This is a genomic window from Thiobacillus sp. 65-1402 (assembly GCF_001897685.1).
Lineage (GTDB): Bacteria > Pseudomonadota > Gammaproteobacteria > Burkholderiales > Thiobacillaceae > Thiobacillus.
Genome location: NZ_MKUG01000216.1, coordinates 1 through 3,973 on the forward strand (window position 1 = coordinate 1; position 3,973 = coordinate 3,973).

Here is a 3,973-nt window from a genome sequence, read left to right on the forward strand (position 1 = left end):
CTTCCTCCTGCTTCCAGAACTTGGCGAATTTGCGGTTGTGCACCGCCTCCACCTCAAGCTGCTCGGCCTTTTTGACCTGATAGGCGCTGAAATTGCCTTGGTATTCACGCAACTGGCCGCGATCGAGCTCGACAATACGGTTAGCGACGTTGTCCAGGAAACGCCGGTCGTGGGTGATGAAAAGCAGCGCGCCGCGATAGTCGTTGAGCAGGCTTTCCAGCCACTCGATGGCGGAAAAATCCAGGTGGTTGGTGGGCTCGTCCAGCAGCAGCAGCTCGGGCTCGGTGACCAGCGCGCGCGCCAGCGCCACGCGTTTTTTCAGGCCGCCGGACAGCGCCTCCACCGCCGCCTCGGCATCCAGGCTCAGGCGCTGCAGGGTTTCTTCCACCCGGCTGTTGAGCCGCCAGGCATCGGCCACCTCCAGCTCGTGCGACAAGCGTTCGAAGTCGGCATATACCGTCTCGTCGCCCTCCGCCATCGCATGCGCCACGGCATGGTATTCGGCCAGCAGCGTCTGTGCCGCGCCGACGCCCTCCGCCACCGCCTCGAACACGCTGTGGCCGGGCTGGAACTGCGGCTCCTGCGGCACGTAGGCCAGCTTCAGGCCCGGCGCACGCCACACCTCGCCGGCATCCGCCAGGCTTTCGCCGGCGATGATTTTCAGCAGGCTCGACTTGCCGGTGCCGTTGCGGCCGATCAGGCCGATACGCTCGCCAGCCTCGATCACCAGCGAAGCGCCATCGAGCAGAGGCCAGTGGCCGTAGGCCAGTTCGAGTCGGTCAAAAGTAAGGAGGGGCATGATCAGACATCAACAAGCGTAGGAGCGGAATTATCCGCGATTGAGCGCGGCATGGACGGCCTGGGCAATTTTTAATGCGCCGGGGGTGTCGCTGTGCAGGCAGATCGTGTCCGCCCGTACCCGGATGGCGCCGCCGTCGAGCGCGGAAACCGGTCCGTCATGCGCAAGCGCACGCGCCTGCTGCGCCGCCATGCCGGGCGAGGCGATCAAGGCGCCCGGGGTTTCACGTGAAACCAGCTGGCCGTCGGCCCGGTAGCGGCGGTCGGCAAACGCCTCGTTCAGCACCGGCAAACCCGCCGCCCGCCCGGCGGCGATCAGCTGCGAGCCGGACAAGCCCACCAGCATCAGCGCCGAGTCCAGTGCCGCCGTCGCCCGGGCAATCGCCCGCGCCACCTGCTCATCCTGCGCCGCCGCGTTGTACAGCGCACCGTGCGGCTTGACGTGCGCCAGCCGCAATCCCAGGCGCGCAGCCTGCTCGGCCAGCGCCTCCACCTGTTGCGTCACCCATGCCGCAATCTCCGCCTCCGACGCGACCAGCGCGCGGCGGCCAAACCGGGCCCGATCGGGATAACTCGGATGCGCGCCCACCGCCGCGCCGTATTCCTCGGCCAGCCGCAGCGCCGCCGTCATGCTGGCGGCATCGCCGGCATGCCCGCCGCAGGCAATCGACACCCGCGCCAGATAGGGCATCAGGCTGGCGTCGTCGCAGCCTTCGCCAATATCGGCATTCAGTTCGATCATGCCAGCGCCTCGATCGCCCACGGCGCAGGCGCTGGCGCAGCCTCCGCCTCGACGGTCGCAAAGCGCACCGCATCGCCCGGCCGCAATTGCGCCAGCCGCGGCCAGTCGGCGGCGATCACCGCGGCAATGGCTGGATAGCCGCCGGTCACCGGTCCGTCCCAGCCCAGCATGATCGGTTGTCCGCCGGGCGGAACCTGCACCGTTCCGGGCAACACCCCCTGCGACGGCAATTCAACCCGTGCATGCGTCACCGCCGGCCCGGTCAGGCGCAGGCCGCGCCGGTCGGATGCGGCATCCACTCGGTAGCTGCCGCAAAAAAATGCCCTCAGCCCGGCATCGTCAAACAGGCTGGCCTGCGGTCCCGCCACCACGCGCAGCGGCGTGTCCAGCGGCGGGACGGGTGGATGGGCGCGCAACAGAGGCATTTCGCCCGCCGGGGTAGCGCATGCCAGCGTATCGCCCGTTCGCAGTGCGCGCCCCTGGTATCCGCCGAACCCGGCCGACAGCAGCGTGCTGCGGCTGCCCAGCACGCGTGGCACCGCCAGCCCGCCGCGCACCGCCAGCCAGCAACGACAACCCGTTTCCGCCCGCTCCAGGTTCAGGATCTCGCCTGCCGCCAGCAACAGGGTTTCGTTCCACGCTGGCGCGCCCCCCTTGCTGCGCGTCGCCCTGAAGCGCGCGCCGGCGAGAGCCACGACGCCCCCCAGCGGAAACCGCAGCGACGGCCCGGCAAGCAGGATTTCCAGCCCGGCGGCCGCCTCGTCGTTGCCCACCAGCCGGTTAGCCGCCGCCAGCGCCGGCTGATCGGCTGCGCCGCCTGCGGGCACGCCGAGCGCCCCCCAGCCGGGCCGGCCCAGATCCATCACCAGGTCGCAGCGGCCAGCGCGCAGCACTTCGATCATTTGGGCACAAAGCGCACGCGGTCGCCCGGCATCAGCAAGGCGGGCGCATGGCGCTGCGGATCGAACAATACGGCTGCGGTGCGGCCGATGATCTGCCAGCCGCCGGGTCCGGCGGCCGGATAAATGCCGGCGTATGCGCCGCCGATGGCCACGCTGCCCGCCGCCACCCGCAGTCGCGGCGACGCCCGGCGCGGTGCCTGGAGGCCGGAGGGCAGCCCGCGCAAATAGGGAAACCCCGGCTGGAAACCCAGGAAAGCGACGCTGTACTCCACTGCCGCATGGCTATGGATATAGCTGGCCGCATCCATCCCCGCCCGTTCCGCCAGCCGCGGCAAATCTGGCCCGGCGGACCCGCCATATTCCACCGCGATCTCATGCAGCTTTCCGCTGGCAGCCGGCGCGGCCGCCAGCGGCGCCGTCAGCGCCGCGCGCAAGCTCGGCGAAACCGCCGCGCCGCGCCGCAATATCAGCAACACGCTGTCATCCGACGGAATCACGTCTTCAAGCTCCGCAAAACGCTGGGCGCTCAGCATGGCGTAGCGCGCCAGCGTTGCATCCCCTGTCGCCACCCGCAAGCCGCGCTCGCTCAGCCAGCGCCACGCCGGGGCCGGTTGAACGGTTTGCAGCTTTGTTTTGGAAGGCTTCATTTCGGCGTTTTGCATAATGCGGCGAATGATCCGTGCGAAGCGCTGCAGGCGGCAGGCAACACCTGCGCTTGCGCGCGCCGGTCCTACATTATCGCAAATCCGTCCGGCCGCCTCGCTCGTTTTCGATCAGGCCGAACGCCTCCCGCTGGCGAACCGGCAACCCGATCCCGCCGATACGGGCGACAAAAAGGGGGTTTCACGTGAAACCCCCTTGCTAGGCTATTACCGGCAATCGGACTGGTGATCAGTCCTTGAAGCGTCCACGCACGCCGACGCGGTTGCCGCCGCGGTTGTCATTGCCGAAGCTGCGCGGCTGGCCAGCACGTGCACTGTTGCCGCGATCGCCGTAGCTGCGGCCGGCGCCGGCGGATTTGGCTTTCGCCTCGCGTTCACGTTTTGCCCAGTATTCAACGCTGTTGCCGTTGACTTCGGCCGCAGGCGCGGCGGCGCCGCGATAAGCTTCGCTGCGCGGCGGCCGGTCGCCGGTCATGCGCGGCACGTCGGACGGGCCGCGCACGGCATTTTCAAACCGGTTGCCGCGAGCCGGCCGGTCGCTGCCGGGACGCGCATCGGCGCGGTAGCCGCGGTCGCGATTGTCGCGGCTGTCGCCGCGCGGCGGGCGATCGCCGTAGCTGCGGGGCTCGCTGCGCTCGCCAAAGCTGCGCTTGTCGCCGAAGCCGCCACGCGGGCCATTGTTGCTGCGCGGACGACCGGCCGCAGGGCGGCCGGACGCTGGCTTCTGGGTCGGCTCCAGCCCCGGCAGGGTGTGCACCTCGATGCGGTTGCCGGTGTAGCGCTCGATGTTCCTGACCAGCCCGCCTTCGCGCATGCCGGCGAAGCTCACCGCGACGCCGGTGCGGCCGGCACGGCCGGTGCGGCCGATG

At 69.5% G+C, this 3,973-nt stretch carries 4 protein-coding genes and 1 pseudogene; all 5 read right to left on the bottom strand.

Translation table 11 applies throughout. The features are described from left to right. Nucleotides 1–799: ATP-binding cassette domain-containing protein (locus BGO62_RS15920; RefSeq protein ID WP_296644380.1), on the bottom strand; the 799-nt coding region annotated here is incomplete at its 3' end. Nucleotides 800–829: 30 nt separating this feature from the next. Then, entirely contained in the window at nucleotides 830–1,540 is a 711-nt protein-coding gene (gene pxpA, locus BGO62_RS15925) for a 5-oxoprolinase subunit PxpA (RefSeq protein WP_296644383.1), read from the bottom strand. Then, nucleotides 1,537–2,442 carry a biotin-dependent carboxyltransferase family protein gene (locus BGO62_RS15930; RefSeq protein WP_296644386.1) on the bottom strand — a complete coding sequence of 302 codons (906 nt, stop codon included), beginning with the start codon at nucleotides 2,440–2,442 and terminating at the stop codon, nucleotides 1,537–1,539. Before BGO62_RS15930 ends, pxpA begins: the two co-directional genes overlap by 4 nt. After that, nucleotides 2,439–3,089 carry a 5-oxoprolinase subunit PxpB gene (gene pxpB / locus BGO62_RS15935; RefSeq protein WP_296644388.1) on the bottom strand — a complete coding sequence of 217 codons (651 nt, stop codon included), beginning with the start codon at nucleotides 3,087–3,089 and terminating at the stop codon, nucleotides 2,439–2,441. Before pxpB ends, BGO62_RS15930 begins: the two co-directional genes overlap by 4 nt. Nucleotides 3,090–3,333: 244 nt before the next feature. Next, nucleotides 3,334–3,973, bottom strand: a pseudogene (locus BGO62_RS15940) (RNA helicase); the annotation flags it as partial.

Bases quoted from the DNA above. Each gene is read 5' to 3' on its own strand.
- pxpA (WP_296644383.1), bottom strand. From the start codon at position 1,540: ATGATCGAACTGAATGCCGATATTGGCGAAGGCTGCGACGACGCCAGC.
- BGO62_RS15930 (WP_296644386.1), bottom strand. From the start codon at position 2,442: ATGATCGAAGTGCTGCGCGCTGGCCGCTGCGACCTGGTGATGGATCTG.
- pxpB (WP_296644388.1), bottom strand. From the start codon at position 3,089: ATGAAGCCTTCCAAAACAAAGCTGCAAACCGTTCAACCGGCCCCGGCG.